16 protein-coding genes are annotated in these 21,681 nt (G+C 71.1%); 4 read left to right on the forward strand and 12 right to left on the reverse strand.

The window, feature by feature from the left end:
- Positions 1-253: 253 nt before the first annotated feature.
- From AC3A57_RS01150 to AC3A57_RS01165, 4 genes are all read right to left on the reverse strand, one after another.
- On the reverse strand, positions 254-853 hold the full coding sequence (locus AC3A57_RS01150) for a M15 family metallopeptidase (RefSeq protein WP_487577699.1): 600 nt from the start codon (positions 851-853) through the stop codon (positions 254-256).
- A 124-nt stretch (positions 854-977) separates the two neighbouring features.
- On the reverse strand, positions 978-2,558 hold the full coding sequence (locus tag AC3A57_RS01155) for a serine hydrolase (RefSeq protein ID WP_487577186.1): 1,581 nt from the start codon (positions 2,556-2,558) through the stop codon (positions 978-980).
- A gap of 63 nt (positions 2,559-2,621) precedes the next feature.
- Positions 2,622-5,588 carry a TonB-dependent receptor gene (locus tag AC3A57_RS01160; RefSeq protein WP_487577187.1) on the reverse strand — a complete coding sequence of 989 codons (2,967 nt, stop codon included), beginning with the start codon at positions 5,586-5,588 and terminating at the stop codon, positions 2,622-2,624.
- 42 nt (positions 5,589-5,630) lie between these two features.
- Entirely contained in the window at positions 5,631-7,067 is a 1,437-nt protein-coding gene (locus tag AC3A57_RS01165; protein ID WP_487577700.1) for a transglutaminase-like domain-containing protein, read from the reverse strand.
- 350 nt (positions 7,068-7,417) lie between these two features.
- Here AC3A57_RS01165 and AC3A57_RS01170 point away from each other — a divergent pair, with 350 nt between their 5' ends.
- The 4 genes from AC3A57_RS01170 to AC3A57_RS01185 all read left to right on the forward strand — a co-directional run bounded on the left by AC3A57_RS01170 (position 7,418) and on the right by AC3A57_RS01185 (position 11,929).
- The gene (locus AC3A57_RS01170) at positions 7,418-8,851 is read left to right on the forward strand and encodes a C40 family peptidase (protein ID WP_487577188.1); all 1,434 of its coding nucleotides are present in this window, start codon (positions 7,418-7,420) and stop codon (positions 8,849-8,851) included.
- 156 nt (positions 8,852-9,007) lie between these two features.
- Positions 9,008-10,105 carry a dipeptide epimerase gene (locus tag AC3A57_RS01175; protein WP_221670154.1) on the forward strand — a complete coding sequence of 366 codons (1,098 nt, stop codon included), beginning with the start codon at positions 9,008-9,010 and terminating at the stop codon, positions 10,103-10,105.
- 76 nt (positions 10,106-10,181) lie between these two features.
- Positions 10,182-11,030 carry a MurR/RpiR family transcriptional regulator gene (locus AC3A57_RS01180; RefSeq protein WP_221670155.1) on the forward strand — a complete coding sequence of 283 codons (849 nt, stop codon included), beginning with the start codon at positions 10,182-10,184 and terminating at the stop codon, positions 11,028-11,030.
- 164 nt (positions 11,031-11,194) lie between these two features.
- Positions 11,195-11,929 carry a L,D-transpeptidase family protein gene (locus AC3A57_RS01185; protein WP_487577189.1) on the forward strand — a complete coding sequence of 245 codons (735 nt, stop codon included), beginning with the start codon at positions 11,195-11,197 and terminating at the stop codon, positions 11,927-11,929.
- 362 nt (positions 11,930-12,291) lie between these two features.
- Here the strand turns inward: AC3A57_RS01185 and AC3A57_RS01190 are convergent, their stop codons facing one another.
- From AC3A57_RS01190 to AC3A57_RS01225, 8 genes are all read right to left on the reverse strand, one after another.
- Positions 12,292-14,157 (reverse strand): DUF885 domain-containing protein, encoded by a 1,866-nt coding sequence (locus AC3A57_RS01190; protein WP_487577190.1) that lies wholly within the window; start codon positions 14,155-14,157, stop codon positions 12,292-12,294.
- Between the two features lie 91 nt (positions 14,158-14,248).
- Positions 14,249-15,457 (reverse strand): M24 family metallopeptidase, encoded by a 1,209-nt coding sequence (locus tag AC3A57_RS01195; protein WP_487577191.1) that lies wholly within the window; start codon positions 15,455-15,457, stop codon positions 14,249-14,251.
- Positions 15,454-17,040 carry an aldehyde dehydrogenase family protein gene (locus tag AC3A57_RS01200; RefSeq protein WP_487577192.1) on the reverse strand — a complete coding sequence of 529 codons (1,587 nt, stop codon included), beginning with the start codon at positions 17,038-17,040 and terminating at the stop codon, positions 15,454-15,456. The genes AC3A57_RS01195 and AC3A57_RS01200 overlap by 4 nt, the downstream gene beginning before the upstream one ends.
- The gene (locus AC3A57_RS01205) at positions 17,040-17,945 is read right to left on the reverse strand and encodes a dihydrodipicolinate synthase family protein (RefSeq protein ID WP_487577193.1); all 906 of its coding nucleotides are present in this window, start codon (positions 17,943-17,945) and stop codon (positions 17,040-17,042) included. The genes AC3A57_RS01200 and AC3A57_RS01205 overlap by 1 nt, the downstream gene beginning before the upstream one ends.
- Positions 17,942-19,306, reverse strand: coding sequence for an FAD-dependent oxidoreductase (locus AC3A57_RS01210; RefSeq protein ID WP_487577194.1), 1,365 nt, complete (start codon positions 19,304-19,306; stop codon positions 17,942-17,944). Before AC3A57_RS01210 ends, AC3A57_RS01205 begins: the two co-directional genes overlap by 4 nt.
- Positions 19,299-19,544 (reverse strand): 2Fe-2S iron-sulfur cluster-binding protein, encoded by a 246-nt coding sequence (locus AC3A57_RS01215; RefSeq protein ID WP_221670162.1) that lies wholly within the window; start codon positions 19,542-19,544, stop codon positions 19,299-19,301. Before AC3A57_RS01215 ends, AC3A57_RS01210 begins: the two co-directional genes overlap by 8 nt.
- On the reverse strand, positions 19,541-20,641 hold the full coding sequence (locus tag AC3A57_RS01220) for an NAD(P)/FAD-dependent oxidoreductase (RefSeq protein WP_487577195.1): 1,101 nt from the start codon (positions 20,639-20,641) through the stop codon (positions 19,541-19,543). Before AC3A57_RS01220 ends, AC3A57_RS01215 begins: the two co-directional genes overlap by 4 nt.
- A 3-nt stretch (positions 20,642-20,644) precedes the next feature.
- Positions 20,645-21,583, reverse strand: coding sequence for a proline racemase family protein (locus AC3A57_RS01225; RefSeq protein WP_487577196.1), 939 nt, complete (start codon positions 21,581-21,583; stop codon positions 20,645-20,647).
- Positions 21,584-21,681 lie beyond the last annotated feature (98 nt).

Here is a 21,681-nt window from a genome sequence, read left to right on the forward strand (position 1 = left end):
TCGCGGCTCACGCCGCTCCTACACAAAGCCGCTGCCCCTGTAGGAGCGGCGTGAGCCGCGACAGCCGCAGCGAGGCACGCGAGCGGAGCCGCCGCAGCCCTGATCCGCGAGCGATCGGCAACCAGACAACCGCAAAGCCGGGCTTCGGGAACGTACGTGGTATGGCACCGCTTCGGCGGTCGCGGCTTGTGACCATAGGAAATCCCGTGGGACGCCGCTCCTACAAAGAGCCGCCGCCCCTACCGCCGGTCCGCTACCGCACCGGAAAATCGTACGCGGTCTGCGGGGTCGGTTCGGGCCGGTAGGTGTAGTGCCACCACTCCAGCGGGTAGTTCTCGAAGCCCTCGGCGGCCATGGCCTGGCGCAGGCGCTCCCGATTGGCGCGCTGCGCGGGGCTCGCCTGCGGCGAGTCGGTATTCGCCGCCGGATCGAAGAAGTCGAAGCCGGTGCCCATGTCCAGCGGCGCGTAGCGCCCGCCACGCGGCGCGAGCAGAGTCAGGTCCACGGTCGCGCCGCGGCTGTGGCCGGAGGTCGGCGAGATGTAGGCGCCCAGCAGCTCGCTCTTGTCCAGGTGCGGGTAGTACTCGGATTTGCCGCTTTGGTCGTCGGGATCGCCGGCCCAGGCGACGAAATCGCGCACCGCCCGCACCGGCCGGTAGCAGTCGTAGACGCGCAGGCGCAGCCCTTGCGCGCGCAAGCCGCGCTCGACGCGCGCCAGGGCCTGCGCGGCGCGTTGGTGCAGATAGCAGGCCGGCGCCTCGTAACCGGCGACCGGACGGCCGACGAAGTTGTCGCTGCCGGCGTAGCGGATGTCCAGCGACAGGTCGGGCGCCAGGCGACGGATCTCGACCATGCCGGCCTCGGCCGCGCGCTTCGCCGGCGACACCGTCGGCGCCACGGCCGCATCCGCCGTCCGCTGCGCCTGCGGCGAACGTACCGCGGCGACGCAGCCGATCAGCACCAGCAGGGCGCAGGCCTCAACCGCAATCGCCGATACGCGCGAACGCCAGGTCCTCGTAGTCGTAGCTGAAGTCCGCATCCGGATCGACCTTGCTCATGCCGAGGGTGATGCCGCCGTCGGGCGCGCGGGCGAAATCCAGCCAGGCTTCGGCGTCGACCTCGTCCGCGTCCCAGTCGACCAGCCAACGCCCGCCGACCTGCTGGATCTTACCGCTCAGCAGCGGCGACTTGCCTGCGACGAACCGCACCGTATCGCCCTGCGCGCAGACCGAGGCTTCGCCGAACCAGGGGTCGCGGTAGCGGCCCAGCCAGGGCGCCAGGGCGGCGCTGCGCGCAAGCCGGCGCGCCGGGCCGTCCGGCGCGCGCCGCTTGGTCGGCGCTGCGGCGTCGCGGGCGATCGCCTGCGCGTACCACGACCAGTCGCGCGGCTGCGGCGGCGGCGCGAAGCGCTCGCTCAATACCTGGTCGAACACGCTGCGCGCATCGCCGGCATCGCCGTTGATCAGCACCACGAAGCCGCTGCGCCGCTCCGGCAGCATCGTCGTCAACGAATACATGCCCATCAGGGTGCCGGTGTGGGAGACCTTGAACTGCCCGTGCGCGTCGCTGAGCCGCCAGCCGTAGCCATAGGCGGAGAACCGGGTCTGCGACCAGTCGCGCTGCCGCGCGGACACCGGCATCGGCATCTGCGCCGCCCACACCGCCTGGCGTTGATCGGCCGACAGCCAGGGCCGGCCATCGGCGCCGCGGCGGTCGGGATCCAGCCAGGCCTGCAGCCACAGCGCCATGTCGTCGAGGCTGCAGCGCACTCCGCCGGCCGGGTCCATGGTGCTGGCCGGAATGCTGGCGCCGTCGCGGCGCACCACGAGGTAGTCCTGGCCTCGCCGCGCATGCGGCTGGGCCAACTCGTCCCCGGCTCCCGGCGTCCATGCGCCGACCCGGCAGCCGCGCATGCCCAGCGGCGCGAACACCTCGCGCTGCAGCACGGTTTCGTAGGGCGCGCCGGCCGCGGCCGCGGCGACCTCGCCGGCGACGATGTAGAGCAGGTTGTCGTAGGCGTAGCGCGAACGGAAGCTATGCTGCGGGCGCAGATAGCGCAGGCCGTGCAGGATGTCGGCGCGGGTGTAGGCGTTGGGTTCGGGCCACAGCATCAGGTCGCCGGCGCCGGCGCGCAGGCCGCTGTTGTGGATCAGCAGATCGCGCACCTGGAACTCGCGGGTGACCCAGTCCTCGCTCATCCGGAACCGCGGCAGGTAGCGCGTCACCGGATCGTCCCAGCGCAGCTTGCCGGCGTCGACCAGCCGCGCCAGCGCGGCGGCGGTCATGGCCTTGGTGTTGGAAGCGATCTTGAACAAGGTGCGCGGGCCGACCGCGCCGTCCTCGCCGAGCGCGCGCACGCCGGCGGTGCGCCGGTACGTCACCCGTCCGTTTTCGACCACGGCCACCGCCACGCCGGGCAAGTCGTAGTGCGCGCGGATCCCGTCGACGATGCGGTCCAACTCGGCCTGCGGCGCGGCCGGCGTGGCGGTGGCCGCCAGCGGGGCCGCGAGCAGGGAAACAAAAAGCAGGACCGCCCGCGGGAGTCGTAGTCGTCGCATCGGGCAGTCCTGAACGAAAAGAAAGGGCGGCCCGTTCCTGGGCCGCCAAGGGGGTCCGCGGGATCAGAAGTCCAGGGACACCGTCAATTGCGCGTAACGCGGCGATTGGTAGCCGGTGCCGAAACGGTAGAAGTCGTTGCGCACGCCGATGCCGCTTTCGAATTCGTCGTCGACCTCCAGCACCCGCTGCTGGTTGAACAGGTTGTAGACGGCGAACTTGACCCGCAGATCGGCGGCGGCGAAGGAGCGTTGGTAGGTCACGCTGGCGCCGACGTCGAAGGTCCAGGGCAGGTCGCCGCCGGAACCGCGCCGGCGCAGCTGGTAGACGCGCTGGTCGAAGTCGGCCTGGCAGTTGGAAACGCAGACGTAGAAGCTGTGATAGCTGGTGCCGTCGAACGGGTTGCCCTTGCCGAAGGCGTTGATCGGCCGGCCCGACTGGGCGTTGAGGGTGGCGCCGAGCGACCAGTGGTCGTTGATGGCGTAGGCGCCGCGCAGCTTGATCTGGTGCCGGCGGTCGTTGGGCAGCGGGCCGTCGCCGTTCAAGTTCACGAACGGATCGTCGAAGGACTCGGTGCGGCCGGTGTTGTCGAAACCGAAGTCGGAGTTCGACGGGCCTTCGGCGTTGCCCTCGCTCTTGGACCAGGTGTAGGAGGCGTTGAACGCCCACTTGTCGTCCCAGGCGCGGTCGAGCATGAACTCCAGCGCGCGGTAGGTGCGCTTGGGCTTGACCCAGCCGCGGTCGCCGACGTAGTTGCCGTCGGCGTCGTACAGCGCCCAGCCGGCGCGCGAGGTGTCGATGTTGACGTAGCCGTCGTTGACGCCGTCGCAGTTGGTGTCGGTGTAGACCGTCGCGGTCTTGCCCGGGTTGCCCATGATGTAGCCGATGCTGCCGGGCTCGCCGCCGCAGAGGATCCCGTTCGAGGTCAGGTTCATGTCGTCGATGGCGTTGTGCAGGCGGCGGTAGATGCCGCGCACGCCCCACGACCAGGTCTCGTCGAGCATCGACTGGAAGCCCAGGATCAGCTCGTCCTGGTAGACCGGATCGATGTCGGCGTCGACCTCGCTGCGCAGGTCGCCGACCGTGCCGTCGCCCTGGCTGTTGTCGACCGGGCCGATCTGCGCGCCGAGGATCGGCCGCTGGTAGGTGGCGCCGTTGTACTGGAACGCCTCCAGGCCGTTGAACACGTAGAAGGTTCGCTCGTCGAGGAAGGCGCCGGCCTGCTTGACGTTGATCTGGTTGACGATCGGCAGGAAGTAGCGGCCGACGTTGCCGAACAGCTTGGAGCGGCCGTCGCCGCGGAAGTCCCAGGAGAAGCCCAGGCGCGGCGCCAGCATGTCGTCGATCTTGATGTAGGTGTTGCCTTCGCCGTTCTTGTTGTCGAAGGCCTCCATGCGCAGGCCGGCATTGAGCATCAGGTTCGGCGTGACCTGCCAGTTGTCCTCGATGTAGTAGGCGCTGTTGATCGACTCGAAGCTGCCGCTGACCTCCTGCTGGCGCGCGCGCACGTAGGCGCTGACGCCGGCCGGGACGATGCCGCCGTTCTCCAGCCGGGTGCCCGGCAGGGTCGGGTAGATCTGGTAGTAGCGCCGGGTCGGGCCCGGGTAGAAGCTTTCGTTGTCGGAGGTATTGACCTCGCGGTCCAGGCCGAAGCGCAGCAGGTGGTCGCCGAGCTGCCATTCGAAGTCCAGCCGCGCCGCCTCGCGCTGGTCCTCGCCCTTCTCGATCTGGGCCGAGGACACGCAGCCGATCTGCGGCAGCCCGGCGCGGCGGCGGTCCTGGACCGCATCGCACTGCACGTCGTTGACGCTGGTCTGGATGCGGTCGCGCTTGTTCTCGCCGTACAGCGCCTTGACCGACAGGCTTTCGGTCAGATAGCCGGTATAGGTCAGCGCCCAGTTGACCCCGCCACCCTCGCTGAACTGGGTGTTGGTGCGCGCACCGCGCTGGCCGGCGGCGAAGTCGTAGCGGTAATTGTCGGTGGTGGTCTCGTTCTTGTCGGAGAAGGCCAGGAACTCCAGCAGGTGGCTGTCGTTGATCTGCCAGTCCAGCTTGGTGCCCCAGAAACCCTTGTCCGACTTGCCCTTGAAGAAGGTACTGCCGGCGTCGTTGGTGCTCTCCGGCCGGTAGTCGCGAAACTCGTACATCGCGTAGAAGAACAGCTTGTCCTTCACGATCGGGCCGGACGCGTACAGGTTGAGGTTGGTGCGGTCGTACTGGTCGCGGCTGGCGACCCGGTACGGGTTGCCGTCGGCGTCGTAGTGGTTCTTGCCTTCCGACTGCAGCGAAGACGGCTCCCACACCAGTTCGGTGCCGAACTTGAATTCGTTGGTGCCCGACTGGGTCACCGCGTTGATCACCCCGCCGGTGGTGCGGCCGAACTCGACCGAGTAGCCGCCGGTCTTGACCTGGAATTCCTTGAAGAAACCGAACGGCACCGAGGAGAAGCCGACCCGCTTGTAGAAGTCGGTGACGTTGAGGCCGTTGATGTAGACCGCGTTCTCCGACACCGAGGAGCCGCCGAAGGAGGCGCCGCCGTACTGGCCCTGGATAACGCCCGGCGCCAGCAAGGCCACCGACTGCGCGTCGCGGCCGACCGGCACCCGCTCCAGGTCGGCCTTGGTGACGTTGGTCGCCGATTCGGTCGAGCGCACATCGACCGGCGAGATCACCCGCGAGCCGATCACTTGCACCGCGCCGAGGTTGGTCGCGTCGCCGAGGTTGATGTTGGCCTCGTTGCCGAGGCTGACCACCACCTCAACCGCCTCGCCGACCGGCGCGCCGTCCTTGCTGGCCTGCAGCTTGTAGGTGCCGATCGGCAGGAACGGGAAGCGGTAGTGGCCGTCCGCATCGGCGCGCACGGTGCGGGTGAAGCCGGTCTCGGGATTGTTCACCGTGACTTCGGCGCCGGCGTCCACCCGGCCGGCGAGCGAGCCGTCGGTATTGGCCGCCAGCGCCGGCAACGCCATCGAAGCAAGGCAGATCCCCATCGCCATGCTCAAACCGGTTCTGACCAAGGTCTTGCCTTTCATCACCGCACTTCCTCCCCTCAATGGTTGACGCGGGCCGCGGGCTTACTTCGTTGCGGGCAGCACCTGCGCTTGGTAGTCGTAGTCCCACTGGTCGAAGTAGAGATTTCCCCCTTCCCACTCGACCTCGCCCCGTTGCGAATCCACGGTTTCGGAGCGTTCGTGCGTCTTGGCCGGAACGAATTCGCGGCCGTAATCGTCGTTGTAGGCCACCCGGTACGCGTCCAGGCCGCCGAAGTAGAAGTCGGCCAGTTGCGGATCGGCGCTGTCGAAGCGGCCGGTGGTCACGTCCACCGGCACCCATCCGTACGGCGCCAGGTACATCCAGGCCCAGTCGTGCATGTTGGTGTAGCCGTCGTCGCCGTACACCCAGCCCGACTGCCAGCGCGCGGGAATGCCGTTGAGGCGCAGCAGGGCCATCAGCAGCAGGGTCTGCTGGCCGCAGTCGGCGTGGCCGGCGTGCAGGGCGTAGTCGGAGATGTTGGAGATCGTCGAGTACTCGCGCGCGCCGGCCCAGGGAATGCGGTCGACCGCGGCGTAGAGTTTCTTGGCGATGTAGTAGGGCCGGGTCTCGTCGCCGAGCACCTCGCGCGAGAACTTGCGCAGCGCCTGGGTGTGGGCTTCGTGCGGCAGGCGCTCGCCCAGGTACGGCCGGGTCGTCGCGTCGGCCGGCGCGGCGACCACCTTGTCCGGATCGATCGCGCGGTACTGGCCGTAGACGGTGAGCTCGTAGCTGACTTCGAACCGGGTCGGCCGGCCGGCGCGCGCGGTCTGCTCCAGGTAGACCGTGCGCTGCAGCGCCGACTCCGGAGCGATGCGGTGCTGCGCCGGCGCGCTGGCGAGGAAGCGGATGGCCTCCTGCTGATGGGGAATCGCGCGCGGGTACGGCAGCCAGGCGCGCAGGCGCTGCCCGGCCGGCACCGCGTCGGCGGCGACGCTCAGCGACTGGGTGATGCGCACCCGCCGCGGCGCGCCGTAGCCGCGCGCCAGCGCGGCGTCGCGGACTTCGGCGTGATGCGGGTTGAGCCGCTCCATCGGGCCCTGGCTCAGGGGCTTGGCGTCGGGCCGGCGCCGCGCCAAGGCCTCGCCGCTGAGCCGGAACAGGTTCGACGGCGCGCGCTGGAAGTAACGCTTGTCGCCGTCGATGACTTGGTACTCGAGCAGGCCGGCGGCGTCCCAGGCGGCGAACTCTTCGCCGCGCAGGTCGGGAATCTGGTCGCGCACCTTGGCCTGGGCCTGTTCGCGGTCGAGGCTGAAGTCCAGGCGGATCCGGCGCATGCGCTCGCGTTCGAAAGCGATCGCCCGGCGCAGCTTGGGGCTGAGCCCGGGCAGGCTGAGCGAGCGTTCGATGCGCGCGCCGGCGTCGCGGAAGTCGCCGCCGTCGATCAGGGCGCGGATCGAGGCCAAGGTCTGCTCGGCCTGTTGCGAGGCCGAGGCGGCGGCATCGGCGCCGGCCTCGCTTTGCGCCGCCCAGGCCGGCACGATCAGGTCCAGCACCAGCGCCGCCGGCAGGGCGAACGTCAGGCCGAGCCCGAGCGCGGCGGCGCGGCGGCGCGCGGACAAAGCGATGGCCCTCGCGCGGGGAGCGATAAACAGCAGGTCAGTCACGGGATCCATACCTGGTGTCACCCACGCGGGGGCCATCGGTTCATGGCTGTGTAACATGGGCGATGGGCGCGGTCAATAAATTATTCCATATCAATTCACGCCTGGAAGTATGTATTCTCAGATCGGCCCGGTGCGCACGGTTGGCGTTCCGGGTCGGTGCCGGACGACCGGCATCGGGCCGAGCAGGCGTCCGGACCGATCCGGCGCACCCGGAGCATGCAGCGATGCGTAGCGCTTTCCGCCAGCCACCCGCCGGCCGCCCGCCGGGCGCCCGTCGCCAAGCCGCGTTGTGGGGCGGCACCCTCGCCGTCGCCCTGGCGCTGGGCCTGGCCGCACAAGCGCGGCCGCCGGCGACCGGGGTGATCGGCATCGAGGAGGGGCAATTGAACGCCGACTACTGGATCGGCCAACAGGCCACGCCGGATACCGCGATCCTCGACCGCGCCGCGATCGCCGCGCAGAACCGGCGCCTGCGCGAACTCGATCCCTCGGTGCACGACATCGAACGCTTGCCGGCGCAGTTGCCGCTCGAGCAGGTGCGGGCCTGGATCCAGGCCTTGTCGCAGCCGCGCGAGGAAACCCTGTACGACGAACGCGGCGAGGCGGTGCCGGCGGCGACCTTGCAGGCGCTGGCCGGGGCGCTGGCGCTGGAGGCGATCCCGGCCCGGCAGCCGCGCCGCTACGGCATGGTCGTGCGCCGCGCCGACCTGCGCACCTTCCCGACCCGGCTGCGGGTGTTCAGCAGCCGCGGCGACACCGACATCGACCGGTTCCAGGAAAGCGCGCTGTTCCCCGGCACGCCGGTGGCGATCGCGCACGAAAGCGCCGACGGCCGCTACTGGTTCGTGGTCAGCGAGCTGTACGCGGCCTGGGTCGAGAAAGACCGCATCGCCGAGGGCGATGCGAAGGAGATCTTCGCCTATGTGCGCAAGGCGCCGTACCGCATCGTCACCGGCGCCACCGCCCGCACCGTGCACACGCCCGAGCAACCCGGCGTGTCCGACGTGCAACTGGAGATGGGCGTGCGCGTGCCGTGGCTGGCCGACTGGCCGGCCCAGCGCGAGGTCAACGGCCAACACCATTACGCTTCGTATGTGATCGAGCTTCCGTATCGCGACCGCGACGGACGGCTGAAGTTCTCCCCCGCCCTGCTGCCGCGCACCGCCGACACCGCCGCCGACTACCTGCCGCTGACCCAGTCGAACCTGGTCCGGCAGGGCTTCAAGTTCCTCGGCGAACGCTACGGCTGGGGCCATTCCTACAACACCCGCGACTGCAGCGGCTTCGTCTCCGAGATCTACCGCAGCTTCGGCGTGCAGTTGCCGCGCAACACCCGCGACCAGGCGGTCAGCCCGGCGCTGAACCGCATCGACCTGGCCGACGACCTGAGCCACGACGACCGCCTGGCGCTGCTCAAGACCTTGCAGGTAGGCGACCTGATCTACATCCCCGGCCACGTGATGATGGTGGTCGGCCACCAGGACGGCTGGCCCTACGTGATCCACGACACCACCGGCATCACCTTCCGCGACCGCACCGGCGAGCTGGCCCGGGTGCGCCTCAACGGCGTCTCGGTGACGCCGCTGGTGCCGCTGCTGTTCGACCGCCAACACCCCACCGTGGACCGCATCACCAGCATCCAGCGGATCCGCCCATGAGCCTGCGCCCGCGCTCAGGACGAGCCGCCCCGCACGCCCGCCGCGCCGCCCGCCGGCCCGGCTTCACGCCTTCGTGCGCGCCCGGATAGTGAACTTTCCGCCGCCCGCGCGCCTCTCCTCTTTCCGACCGACGAACCAGTCCAGACCATCGACCACATGAAGATCACCGACATCCGATTCGGCATGCTGCGGGTACCGCTGAAGACGCCGTTCAAGACCGCATTGCGCACCGTCGATACGGTCGAGGACATCGTCGTGACCGTCCATACCGATACCGGCCACATCGGCTACGGCGAGGCGCCGGCCACCGCGGTGATCACCGGCGACACCCACGGCTCGATCGTCGAGGCGATCCGCAAGTTCATCTCGCCGCGCCTGATCGGCCAGGAGATCGCCAACCTCAACCGCATCACCGGCCTGATCCAGGGCGCGATCGAGAAGAACTCCAGCGCCAAGGCCGCGGTCGAGATCGCGGTCTACGACCTGTTCGGCCAGCTCTACGGCGCGCCGCTGTACAAGATGCTCGGCGGCGGCGACCCGGTGATCACCACCGACATCACCATCAGCGTCGACTACATCGAGAAGATGGTCGCCGACTCGATCGCCGCCTGCGACCGCGGCTTCGAGTCGCTGAAGATCAAGGTCGGCAAGGACATCGGCGTCGACATCGAGCGGGTCAAGGCGATCTACGCCGCGGTCGAGGGCCGCGCCCTGCTGCGCCTGGACGCCAACCAGGGCTGGACCGCCAAGCAGGCGGTGTACGCGCTGCAGACCCTGGAGGATGCGGGCGTGCGTCTCGAACTGGTCGAGCAACCGGTCAAGGCCCAGGACCTGGACGGGATGAAGTACGTGACCGACCGGGTGCACACCCCGATCATGGCCGACGAGAGCGTGTTCGGCCCGGCCGAGGTCATCGACCTGATCCGGATGCGCGCGGCGGACATCATCAACATCAAGCTGATGAAGACCGGCGGCCTGTCCAAGGCGATCCAGATCGCCGACATCGCGGCCATGTACGGCGTCGACTGCATGATCGGCTGCATGATCGAGACCAGCATCAGCGTCGCCGCCGCGGTCCACCTGGCGGTGGCCAAGGCCAATGTGATCACCAAGGTCGACCTGGACGGTCCCTCGCTGTGCGCATTCAATCCTGTCGACGGCGGGGTTATCTTCAACGAGTCGGAGATCACCGTCACCGACGCGCCCGGGCTGGGCATCCGCGAGATCCGCGGGTTGGAGCCGCTGCCGGCCTGACCCCGCGGGGCTGGCCGCCGGCCCCCGCTTCGCCCGTACCGCCGAACAGGACCGCTGCACAGGACCGGACCCGCCGATGTCGCCCTTGCTCAAGATCCGCTCCGAACGCGACCAGATGTCGGCGATCGAACGCCGGATCGCCGATTACCTGCTGGAGAACGCGCACCTGCTGCGCGACTACTCCTCGCAGCAGCTGGCCAACGCGCTCGGCATCAGCCAGTCCAGCGTGGTCAAGTTCAGCCAGAAGCTCGGCTTCAAGGGCTATCCGGACCTGAAGTACTCGATCGGCGAGGCGGTCGCGCGCGGCGACGCCCAGGACGAGGGCGCGGTCGCCGAGGCCATCGACTGCGACCCGCACGTGGCCCTGGCCGAACGGCTGTGGCACGCCAAGGCGCGCGCCGAGGAAGAGACCCGGCTGATCAATCCGCCCGAGCGCATCGAGGCGATCGCCGAGGCGGTGCAGAACGCGCGCCGCGTGTTCATCATCGGCCTGGGCGAGGACGGCATCCCGGCGCGCGCGCTGGCGCTGAAGCTGGCGATGATCGGCATCCTCGGCGTGCACCACTTCGACCCGGTGCTGATGACCGCCAGCACCGCCAGCGCCAACGCCCAGGACGTGCTGCTGGTGTTCTCCGAATACGGCAAGCAGACCGCGCTGTGCCACCTGGCGCGCGCCTTCGCCGCGACCGGCGGCAAGGTGATCTCGGCGACCCGGCACACCCCCAACCCGCTGCGCGCCCATGCCGACCACGCCCTGCTGGTGTCGGCCCACGACGAGCGCGCGCACATCGAGCCCTTGCTGTACCAGTCGGCGCTGCAGCAGTTGCTGGACCTGATCTTCATCCTGCTGTGCGAGCACGGCCAGGGCCGGCTCAGCCAGCTCGACAGCAGCGCCGAGCGGATCCAGGACATGCTCGATACCTGATGCGCCGGCGCGATGCGCCCGATTCGAACCGCCCGACGCCCGAGCGACGACCGCCCGATGTTCCGCGAGGACCCGCCATGCCCAAGCTGCCGCTCCTTTGCCGTCCTTGGCGGTGCACGCCCCATTCCTGGCGGCGCGCGCTCGTCCTCGCCGCGGCGACGCTGATGACCGTCGCCTGCGCCACTCGCGGCGACCGCGCCGGCCCCGGCCCGGAGCAGGCGCAGCAATTGGTCCTGGTGGTCACCGCCGACTGGGACGCCAGCGGCGGCCGGCTGCAGCGCTACGCACGCGACGGCGCCGGTTGGCGCGCGGTCGGCGAGGCCGCCGCGGTCACCGTCGGCCGCGCCGGTTCGGCCTGGGGCCGCGGCCTGCACCAGGTGCCGGCCGGCGATGCCGGCCCGGTCAAGCGCGAAGGCGACGGCCGCGCACCGGCCGGCCTGTTCCGCATCGGCACCGCCTTCGGCTACGCCGAGCACGCCGCCACCGCCCTGCCCTACAGCGCGATGACCGTGTCCGACTACTGCATCGACGTCGCCGATTCGCCGCTGTACAACCGCATCGTCGATGCGCGCGAGGTCGGCGCCGCCGCGGTCGCCGGCTCGACCGAACCGATGCGCCGCGACCTGCACGCCGACGGCGACCAGCGCTACCGCCAGGGCTTCGTGATCGAACACAACGCCGACGGCGCGCGCGGCGCCGGCAGCTGCATCTTCGCCCACCTGTGGAAGGCCCCGGGCGAAGCCACCGCCGGCTGCACCGCGATGGACCCCGGCCGAATGAGCGAACTGTTGTCCTGGCTGCGGCCCGAAGCGCACCCGGTGTTCGTCCTGCTGCCGCAGGCCCAGTACGACGCGCTGTGGCGCAACTGGGGCCTGCCGGCGCCGGACGACGCGCGCTGAGTCCGCTTGCGGGGGGTAGGAGCGACGCGAGTCGCGACCCCAGGATACGCAGACCAACCAAGGCCTTGATTGCCGATCGAAGCCGGCTACCTGCGCCTGAACTTCGGCTGCGACGCAAAGATCAAAAGCAAATCCCCCCTGCCCCCCTTTTTCAAAGGGGGGAACAACAACAGCACGGCGACGGCGACGGCAGCGACAGCGACAGCGACAGCAACAACGTAGTCGCCAAACGCGCCAACCTCCTTCCCCCCCTTTGAAAAAGGGGGGCCAGGGGGGATTTGCTGTTGCTGTTGCTGTTGCTGTTGCTGTCGCGCTCGCTATCGCTGCCGCTATCGCAACCCCATCAGCGGCCACGCCGTCGATCAGCGCCTGGCCCCGCTCCCCGCCTTGCCGCTGCCGGCGCCGGCCTTGGCCCGCTTCGCCGCCGCCTTCTCGCGGCTTTCGACGATGAACCGGTCGACCCGTTGCTCCAGCACCGGCAATGGCACCGAGCCCAGGGCCAGGATCGCGTCGTGGAAGGCGCGGATGTCGAAGTCCCGGCCCAGCGCCTGTTCGGCTTTGGCCCGCGAGCGCTCGATGCTCATCTGGCCGAGGTAGTACGACAAGGCCTGCCCCGGCCAGCCGATGTAGCGGTCGACCTCGGTCTGGATCTCGTGCTCGCTGAGCGCGGTGTTGTCGCGCAGGAAGGCCTGGGCGCGCTCGCGGCTCCAGCCCAGGTGGTGCACGCCGGTGTCGACCACCAGCCGGCTGGCGCGCCACATCTGGTAGGTCAGGTAGCCGAAGTAGTCGTAGGGCGTGTCGTACAGGTTCATCTCGATGCCGAGCTTCTCCGAGTACAAGGCCCAACCCTCGCCGTAGGCCGAGATGTAGGTATAGCGGCGGAAATCCGGCAGGCCCTCGTGCTCGGCGGCGAGCGAGGTCTGCAGCGAATGGCCCGGCGCGGACTCGTGCAGGGTCAGCGCCGCCAGGTTGAACAAGGGCCGCGACGGCAGGTCGTAGGTGTTGAGCAGGTACACGTCGCGGCCGCCGCGGCCGGCGGTGTAGAACGGCGCCAGATCCGGCGGTACCGGCTTGATCGCGAAGCGCTGGCGCGGCAACAGGCCGATGAACTCGCCGATCTGGCCGTCGACGCGCTTGGCCAGCCAGGACGCGCGCATCAGCAGTTCGTCGCCGCTCTTGGGGTAGAACTTGGGATCGGTGCGCAGATGGTGCAGGAACTGCGCGAAGCTGCCCTTGAAGCCGGTCTTGGCGATGGTCTGGTCCATCTGCGCGCGGATCTTGGCCACCTCGGCCAGGCCGATCTCGTGGATCCGCGCCGGCTCCAGGTCGAGCGTGGTGTATTCGCGGATCTTGGCCCGGTACAGCGCCTCGCCGTCGGGCATGGCCTCGGCGGCGAGCGTGGTGCGCGCGCGGGTCATGTACTCGTCGCGCATGAACGCCAGCAGCTTGCGGTACGCCGGCAGGACCGCTTCGTCGATCGCGCGCGCGGCCTCGGCGCGCAGCCGCGCCTGTTCGGCCGCCGGCAGGTTGCCCGGCATCTGCTTGAACGGGGTGTAGAACAGGTTGTCCTCGAGCTTGGCGTCCAGCACTTCCTTGATCGACACGTCGCGCCCGCCCAGGGTCGCTCGCGGCACGCTGTAGCCGCGATCCAGGCCGGCGCGCATGTTGGCGATCTGTTCGTCGAAGTAGCGCGGGATGTCGCGCAGCTGGCCGAGGTAACGGCGATAGCCTTCGGCGTCGCGTATCGGCCGTCGCGCGGTGAAGCCGAGGTTGGTCCAGAACGCGCTGTCGCTGTTGAACGGCATTTCCCAGCTGCGCAAGCGCTGGTTGGCGAGCAGGCTCTGGATCTGCTGGCGGAACACCGCGTAGTTGACCGGGTCCTCCCCGCGCAGCTGGGCGGGGTCGATCGCGTCCAGTTCCTCCATCACCTGAGCCCAGTAGCGCTCGCGCGCGGCCTGGGTGGCGGGATCGACCTTGGGCAGCTTGTCCGAAGGCTGGCCTTGCGCGTCCTCGTCGTCGCCGCCGGCGAACTGGGCCTGGCGCCATTTCCATTCGCGGGTGTACAGCGCCTTGAAGCGCGCGCCGGCGGCCTCCTCGCTGCGGTTGCCGGCGGCGGCCGCCGGCGCGGGCTCGGCGGCGAGCGCCGGCAGCGCGCCGAGCGCGAGCGACAGGGCGACGGTCAGCGCGGCGCGCGAGGCGCGCAGGCGGGAGGAGCGGCTCGGGGTCATCGCGGCACTCGGTAGCGGGACACGGAAGCGCCGATGATGCGCCATCGGCGCGCCGCCCGGATGTGCCTGAAGTGTCCGCCGCGCCGCCGGCTCAATCCGCGAACGGCCGGCCGATCGCCGGCGCGGGCTCGGTGAACCAGCGCGCGCCGTCCCCGGTGACGTAGAAGTGATCCTCCAGGCGCACGCCGAAGCGGTTCGGCACCACGATCATCGGCTCGTTGGAGCAGCAGTTGCCGCTCTCCAGCCCCTGCGTGTTGCCGCGCACCAGGTACGGCGCCTCGTGCACGCTCATGCCGCAGCCGTGGCCGGTGCGGTGCGGCAGGCCGGGCAGCCGGTAGTCCGGGCCCAGGCCGGCGCGCTCGAGCACCTCGCGCGCGGCGCGGTCGACCGCCTCGCCGCTGACGCCGGGCCGGACCGCGGCGAAGGCCGCCGCCTGCGCTTCGCGCTCCAGTTCCCAGATCCGGGCCTGGTCGGCATCGGCGCGGCCGCAGATGTAAGTGCGGGTGATGTCGGACTGGTAGCCCTGCACCGCGCAGCCGGTGTCGACCAGCACCAGCTCGCCTTCGCGCAGCGTCTGTTCGCCGGGAATGCCGTGCGGATACGCGGTGGCTTCGCCGAACTGGACGATGCAGAAGGTCGAACCGTTGTCGGCGCCGAGCGCGCGGTGGGCTTCGTCGATGAAACGGCGCAGGGTCGTGGTGGTCGTGCCCTCCTCGGCCAAGCCGGCGGCGAGGCGATGCACCTGCAGGGTCATCGCCATGGCCTGGCGCATCAGCGCCAGTTCGGCCGGCGACTTGCGCGCCCGGCAACCGTCGACGATCGCCGCGGCATCGGCGATGTCCAGGTTCGGCGCCGCCGCGCGCAGGCCGGCGTAGATCGCGAACGCCGCGCCGGGGTCGAGCGCCAGCCGGCCCGCGCCGCGCTCGCGCAGGGTCGCCGCGACCAACGCGTAGGGATCCTCGTGTTCCTCCCACAGCCGCGGCTGCGCGGGAATCTTCAGCACATGCGACAGCGAACCGGCCTCGAAACCGGGCGCGATCAGCACCGGGTCGCCGTCCAGAGTCAGCAGCATCGCCACCAGGCGCTCGTTGGCGCCCCAGGGCACGCCGGCGAAGTAGCGCAGCGAGGCGCCCGCGCCGATCAGCAGCGCGTCGCGGCCCTGCGCGCGCATCAGCGCGCGGGCGCGCTCGATGCGCTGCTGGTGCTCGTCCGCGCCGATCGCCGGCGCGCGCTCGCGCCATGGCGCCAGCTGGGCCCGCGCCTGTTCCAGAGTCAAACCGCCGATCTGGCTGCGGCTCATGCTTGCGCTCCTATCGTGTCGGTGGTCCAGCGTCCGTCGATCTTGCGCATCAATCCGTCCGGCCCGCAATCGCGCAGCTCGGCGGGCAATTGCGCCTCGTCGATGTGGTCGTAGCAATGCAGCGCGGCGAAACGCCGGATCGCCGCCGGCAAGCCGACCGCGGTGAAACCGGGGTGGCCGGTGCTCGGGAACGGTCCGCCGTGGTTCATCGCCGGGCTCACCGCGACCCCGGTCGGCATGCGCCCGCCGATCAGACGCCCGACTTTCGGCCGCAGCGCCGCAGCGACCGCATCGCGCGCCTCGCGGTCGTCGGCATCGGCGTACAGCGTGCCGGTCAGCTGGCCGTCGAGCGCGTGCGCGACCGCCACCGCTTGCGCTGCGTCGGCGACCCGCACGATCAGGCTGGCGGGGCCGAAGGCCTCGGCCTGCAGGCCCGGCGCGGCGAGAAAGGCCGGCGCGTCGATCTCGAACAGCGCCGGGCGCACCCGATAGCCCGGGCCCTCGGCGGGTTCGCCGCCGGCCACGGCGCGCGCGCCGAGCGCGCGCCACTGCGCCAGCGCGCCCAGATAGTGCTCGCGCACGCCATGGGAGAACAGCACCCCGCCCGCGGCGGCGCCGATGCGTTCGGCCGCCGCGGCGACGAAGGCGTCGCCGGCCGCGCCTTGCGGCACCGCCAACAGGCCCGGGTTGGTGCAGAACTGGCCGGCGCCGAGCGTGCACGAGGCGACGAACTCCTGCGCCAGGGCCGCGCCGCGCGAACGCAGCGCGGCCTCGAACAGGAACACCGGGTTGACGCTGGACAGCTCCAGATACGCCGGCACCCCGGCCGCGTCGGCCGCCGCCTTCAGCGCCAGCCCGGCACCGCGGCTGCCGGTGAAGGCGATCGCGCCCAGGCGCGCGTCGCCGGCCAGGCGCAGGCCGTCGGCGTTGCCGAGCTGGTACAGCGCCTGCACCGCCGCCGCCGGCAGGCCGGCGTCGAGCAGGGCGCGATGCGCCAGTTGCGCCAAGCGCCGGCCGGTCGCCGGATGCGAGGGATGCAGCTTGGCGATCACCGGATTGCGCGCCGCGATCGCCGAAGCGAAGTCGCTGCCGGAAATCGCGTTGAAGGCGAGCGGGAAGTTGTTCGGCCCGAACACCAGCACCGGCTTGTGCAACGGCGCCAGATGGGTGCGCAATCCCGCCGAGGTATCGATGGTCGGCTCGGTCCAGGCGTACTCGCGCGCCGCGCGCGCGGCCTGGCGCAGTTGGCCGGTGGTGCGCGGCAGTTCGACCTGGGCCAGGCGCGGCTCGGCCGGCAGGGCGGTCTCGCGGTGCGCCAACGCGACCAGCTGCGCCGCGTCGTCCTCGATCGCCTGCGCATAGCCGTCGAGGAAGGCCGCGATGCGCTGCGGATCGGCCGCCGCCAGTTCGTCGGCGACCGCGCAGGCGGCGGCCAACGCCGCCTGCGCGTCGCCGGCGCCGGACACCGGGAACGCCGGCGCCAGCGCCTCGCCGGAGGCCGGATCGTAACCGCGGAACTCGCCGGCGCCGTCGCGCGACGGCTGCCAGCGGCCTTCCAGCAAAACCTCCGCGCGCGCGTCCATCAGACCGCCGGCCGGGTCGCGCCGGCGCGTTCGATCACCGCCAGCGCGGCGGCGCGCTCGGCGCCTTCAAGGGCCATGCGCGGCGCGCGCACCCGCTCGCTGCCGAGGCCGACCTGTTCCTGCACCAGTTTGATCAGTTGGACGAACTTGGGCACGGTGTCCAGGCGCAGCAGCGGCAGGAACCAGGCGTACAGCTCCTGCGCCGCGCGCGCGCCGCCGTCGCGGGCCAGTTCGAACAGGCGCACCGACTCGTGCGGATAGGCGTTGACCAGGCCGGCGATCCAGCCGGTCGCGCCCATCGCCACGCCCTCGACGATCGCATCGTCCATGCCGACCAGCAATTCCAGGCGTTCGCCGAGCAGGGCGCGGATCGCAGCGAAGCGGCGCACGTCGGCCGAGGATTCCTTGACCGCCTGCAGGTTGGGCAGCTGCGCGGCGAGTTCGGCGATCTGCTCCGGCACGAAGTCGGTCTTGTAGGCGACCGGGTTGTTGTAGAGCATGCACGGCAGCGAGGTGGCGCGGATCACCGCCTCCACGTGCGCCTTCATCTCGCGCCAGTCGGTCGAGTAGACGTAAGGCGGCAGCACCATCAGGGCGGCGCAGCCGATCTTCTCGGCTTCGCGCGCCAGCCGCACCGCCTCGTCGGTGGACAGCGCGGCGATGCCCGGAATCACCGGCGCCCTGCCGTCCAGCGCATCGACCAGGGTGCGCAGGATCGCGCACTTGTCCTCGAAGCTCAGCGTCGCCGCTTCGCCGAGCGAGCCCAGCGGGACGATGCCGACGCAGCCGGCTTCGATCAGGGTCTGCGCATGGCGGGCGAGGAAGGCGTGGTCGATCGAGCCGTCGGCGGCGAAGGGCGTGGTGATGGCGGGGATGACGCCGCGCCAGAACGGGGCATTGCTCATGAAGTCGATCCTTGCGGTGCGATGGAAGAGGATGCAACGGACGCCGACGCGTCGGCGGGAGAAAATCCGGCCAAGGCCAATCCGGCCAGCCGGGTCGGAAACAGCGGCGGACGCATGAGGGATGCGCTGGCAGCCGAGTCCGAAGATGCGGGGAAGACGTCCAGCTCGGCCAGCGCCGCGCCGCAGATGCGGCCCTGGCAGCTGCCCATGCCGCAGCGCGTGGCGAGCTTGGCCGCGCGCGGGTCGGCCCAGCCTTGCAGGCGCGCCAACGGCACGTCCTCGCAGCGGCAGACCAGGGTGTCGGCGGTGGCGCAGGCGCGCACTTCGTCGCGGACCGGGAAGTGCGCCGGCAGCAAGGCGGCGAACGCGCGCGCGCGCCGTCGTCGCGGATACAACGCGCGCGCGGCGTCGTCGGCGCCGGCGGCGTGATGGCCGGCGATCGCGCCTTCCAGGCGGGCGACGTCCACGCCGCCGATGCCGCAGGCCTCGCCGGCCGCGTACACGCCGGCGACGCTGGTCGCCTGGCGCGCGTCGACCCGCACGGCGGCGTGGCGCCCCTGCGGCGTCAGCGCGCAGCCAAGCTGGCGCGCCAGCTCCAGGTTCGGCACCAGGCCGTAACCGACCGCGAGCTGATCGCAGGCGATGCGCTCGACGCCGCGACCGGTTTCGATCTCGGCCTCGCTCACTTGGCCGTCGCCATGGGCCGCCCGCACCCAGGCGCCGCAGCGGTACGGCACGCCGGCCAGGCGCGCGCGCAAGGCCGCGGCCTGGGCCAGCTTGGCCGGCCAACGCCACAGCCGCGCGGCGAATCCGCGCACCGCCGCGGCCGGCGCCTGTTCGCAGATCGCCAGCACCTGCGCGCCGTGCGCGCGCAGGGTCGCCGCTGCGGCGAGCAACAGCGGACCGCTGCCGGCAACCAGCACGCGCTTGCCGGCGATCGGCCAACCCTGCTTGACCAGGGCCTGCAGCGCGCCGGCGCCGCTCGCGCCGGGCAGGGTCCAACCGGGAAACGGCAGCAGCAGTTCGCGCGCGCCGGTCGCCAGGATCAGCTTGCGATAGCGCAGTTCCAACAGGCCTTGGTCCTGCTCGATCAGGATCCGGTCGGCGCCGGCGGCGAAGGCCTGCGCGGCCAGATGCCAGCGCACCGGCGCCACCGTATCCAGCGCCGCCAGCGCGCGGCGCAGTCCGGGCGCGAGGCCGTGGCGCAGGTCCGGCCGCCACACCTGGCCGCCGGCGCGCGCCTGCAGATCGACCAGCGCGACCTGGGCGCCGTGCGAGGCGGCCGCGCGCGCCGCGGCCAGGCCGGCCGGGCCGGCGCCGATCACCAGCACGTCGACGACGGCGTCGTGCGCTTCAGTCATCGCAGCGCACCCGCATGCCGTCGCGGGCGAGCGTCAGGCAGGCGCGCCGATGCGCCACGCCGTCGATCTCGACCCGGCATTCGAAACACACGCCCATGCCGCATAACGGCGCGCGCGGCTGGCCGCCGCAGGAGCGGCGGAAATGCGCGCCGGCGCGCGCCACCGCGGCGGCGACATTGGCCCCGGCCGGCACTTCGACCGCGACCTCGTTGATCCACAACCGCAGCGGCGCGCTCATCGCAGGCTCCGCGCGGGCGAGAACGGCGTCATGTCGATTTGCGGCCGGCGGCCCAGCAACTGATCGACCAGCAAGCGCGCGGTGCCCAGCGCCGTGGTCACGCCCAGGCCCTCGTGGCCGGCGGCGACCCAGGTATGCGCGCGGTCGGCGACCGCGCCGATGTAGGGCCGGCCGTCGGGCGTGGTCGGACGGAACCCGGTCCAGACCCGCAAGGCCTGCAGCTCGCGCAGCATCGGCAGGAATTCGAAAGCGCGCTCGAGCATGCGCTGCAGCATCGGCCACGACACCTCGCGCTCGGCGACGCCGAATTCGCGCGAGGAGCCGATCAGCAACTGTCCGGTCGGACGCGGCTGGACGTTGAAGGCGACGCTGCTGTCGGCGTCGCCGTGGGCGCTGTCGGCATAGCCCAGCTCCAACAGTTGCCGATGGACCCGGCCGGGGTAGCGCTCGGTGATCACCAAGTGGCCCTTGCGCGCGCGCATCGGCAGTTGCGGCAACAGTTCGGGCAGGGCGCAGCCGGTGGCGAGCAGCACCGGGCCGGTCAGTTCGCTGCCGTCGTCCAGGCGCACGCCCTGCGCGCTCAGGGCCTGCGCGCGCCGGCCGAGCCGGCAGTCGGCGCCGCCGGCGCGGGCGCGGTCGAGCAAATGCAGCGCGACCCGCGGCGGATACACCACCGCCTCGTCGGCGACCAACATGCCGCCGCGCAAACCCGGCGCCAGCGCCGGCTCCAACCGGTACAACTCATCGGCTTCGATCCGCCGCGCGCGCACGCCGGCCGCGGCCAGGCGCGCGATCTTGGCGGCGATGCCGTCGTATTCGTGCTCCCCGCGCGCTACCCATAAGGTGCCGCAGCGGCTGAATTCCGCTGCGGCCAGGCCGGCGTAGGCCTCCCACAGCTGCAGCGAATAGCGCGACAGCGCCAGTTCGGCCGGGTCGTCGTCCATCGCCACCAGATGCCCCATCGCCGCCGCGGTCGAGCCGCCGCCGACCGGCCCCGGCTCGATCACCGCCACGCGCAGGCCTTCGGCCGCGGCGCGCTCGGCACAAGCGCTGCCGACAATGCCGGCGCCGACCACGATGAGGTCGTATGCGGCCATGGCTCAGCGCGCCACCACGCCCCAGGCGAAGGCATCGTCCGGGTCGATCAGCAGTTGGGCGCGCGCGGTGACGTAAGCGCTGCCGGTGATGGTCGGCAATACGCCGCGTTCGCCGGCGCGATAGCGGCCTTCGAACACGCTGCCGATCACGCTCTCCTGGCGCCAGGTCTGCTCCGGCGCGAGCTTGCCGTCGGCGGCCAGGCAGGCCAGCTTGGCGCTGGTGCCGGTGCCGCAGGGCGAGCGGTCGTAAGCCAGGCCCGGGCACAGCACGTAGTTGCGCCCGTCCAGGCCCGGGGTGGGCGAGGCGGTTTCCAGTTCGATGTGGTCGATCTCGGTGCCGTCGGCGCCGGTCACGCCGTGCGCGACCAGGGCGCGGCGGATCGCCTCGGCGTAGGCGCGCAGTTCGGGCTCGTGCTGCAGGCCGATCGCGCGCTCGGTACGGACGATGAAGAACCAGTTGCCGCCCCAGGCCACGTCGCCGCGCACGTCCCCGTAGCCGGGCACCTCCAGGCGCACGCCGGCGGCGTGGCGCCAGCTCTCGACGTTGTCGATCGAGACCCGGCCGTCCTCGTGCAGGCGCGCGCCGACCGTGCCGACGGGCGTGTCGATGTAGTGCTGCCCGGGTTCGATCCGGCCCAGGTACTGCAGCGTGCGCACCAGGCCGATGGTGCCGTGGCCGCACATGCCCAGGGTGCCGACGTTGTTGAAGAAGATCGTCGCCGCGCAGGCCTGCGCCGACTGCGGCGGCAGCAGCAGGGCGCCGACCACCGTATCGGAGCCGCGCGGCTCGCACGCCACCGCCCGCCGCCAGTGGTCGAATTCGGCACGGAAGCGGTCGCGTTGCGCGGTCAGCGGGCCGGGGCCGAGATCGGGCAGGCCGGAGACCACGACCCGGGTCGGTTCGCCGCCGGTATGGGAGTCGATGACGTGAACGGTGTGCATGCCGGACATGCTCGCGTCGGGGCCGCGGCCGGTCTAGCGCGGCTTGCCGGCGCTGGATGCGGAATTCGGCATAATCGTATCGACCCCGCCCAGCCCGC

The organism is Lysobacter sp. Soil_C_15 (assembly GCF_057657315.1).

Coding starts and splice junctions, on each gene's coding strand:
- AC3A57_RS01215 (WP_221670162.1), bottom strand. CDS start 19,544: ATGAGCGCGCCGCTGCGGTTGTGGATCAACGAGGTCGCGGTCGAAGTG.
- AC3A57_RS01155 (WP_487577186.1), bottom strand. CDS start 2,558: ATGCGACGACTACGACTCCCGCGGGCGGTCCTGCTTTTTGTTTCCCTG.
- AC3A57_RS01225 (WP_487577196.1), bottom strand. CDS start 21,583: ATGCACACCGTTCACGTCATCGACTCCCATACCGGCGGCGAACCGACC.
- AC3A57_RS01160 (WP_487577187.1), bottom strand. CDS start 5,588: ATGAAAGGCAAGACCTTGGTCAGAACCGGTTTGAGCATGGCGATGGGG.
- AC3A57_RS01205 (WP_487577193.1), bottom strand. CDS start 17,945: ATGAGCAATGCCCCGTTCTGGCGCGGCGTCATCCCCGCCATCACCACG.
- AC3A57_RS01190 (WP_487577190.1), bottom strand. CDS start 14,157: ATGACCCCGAGCCGCTCCTCCCGCCTGCGCGCCTCGCGCGCCGCGCTG.
- AC3A57_RS01170 (WP_487577188.1), top strand. CDS start 7,418: ATGCGTAGCGCTTTCCGCCAGCCACCCGCCGGCCGCCCGCCGGGCGCC.
- AC3A57_RS01185 (WP_487577189.1), top strand. CDS start 11,195: ATGACCGTCGCCTGCGCCACTCGCGGCGACCGCGCCGGCCCCGGCCCG.
- AC3A57_RS01150 (WP_487577699.1), bottom strand. CDS start 853: ATGGTCGAGATCCGTCGCCTGGCGCCCGACCTGTCGCTGGACATCCGC.
- AC3A57_RS01200 (WP_487577192.1), bottom strand. CDS start 17,040: ATGGACGCGCGCGCGGAGGTTTTGCTGGAAGGCCGCTGGCAGCCGTCG.
- AC3A57_RS01180 (WP_221670155.1), top strand. CDS start 10,182: ATGTCGCCCTTGCTCAAGATCCGCTCCGAACGCGACCAGATGTCGGCG.
- AC3A57_RS01175 (WP_221670154.1), top strand. CDS start 9,008: ATGAAGATCACCGACATCCGATTCGGCATGCTGCGGGTACCGCTGAAG.
- AC3A57_RS01220 (WP_487577195.1), bottom strand. CDS start 20,641: ATGGCCGCATACGACCTCATCGTGGTCGGCGCCGGCATTGTCGGCAGC.
- AC3A57_RS01195 (WP_487577191.1), bottom strand. CDS start 15,457: ATGAGCCGCAGCCAGATCGGCGGTTTGACTCTGGAACAGGCGCGGGCC.
- AC3A57_RS01210 (WP_487577194.1), bottom strand. CDS start 19,306: ATGACTGAAGCGCACGACGCCGTCGTCGACGTGCTGGTGATCGGCGCC.